Genomic DNA, 330 nt, shown 5'->3' with positions numbered 1-330 from the left:
GTCTGCACCGGCACCTGTCGCACTCGGGTTTCGGCGACATAAGACGTCTCCGAGACCGTCCGGACGACCGGGCGCGACACGAAGACCCGCCGCGAGACCGTCCGGGGCGGGCACTGCACCGCCACGGTCGCAAAGGCCTTCTTCTTGTGATGAAGGCAGCCCAGCAGCCCATGGGGTCGTGAACACGGATCCACCGGAACCGGGACGCGACGCTGGACGATCGGCCCGGGGACCACCTCCATCTGCGTCTCGTACGCCCCGCACTCCTGGACCACCTCGCGCTGGGTCACCACCGGCCGCAGGACCTTGTAGGTCTGCTCGACCATCGAC

The 330-nt window shown here is 68.2% G+C and carries 1 pseudogene; it reads right to left on the bottom strand.

Features of this window, described 5'->3' with window-relative positions:
• A pseudogene (locus AB1L88_RS26975) lies at window positions 1-330 on the bottom strand (hypothetical protein); the annotation flags it as partial.

This window comes from Tautonia sp. JC769 (genome assembly GCF_040717455.1).
Lineage (GTDB): Bacteria > Planctomycetota > Planctomycetia > Isosphaerales > Isosphaeraceae > Tautonia.
Note: the sequence above shows the minus strand (reverse complement) of the source record. Positions and strands in the feature narration are given on the sequence as shown.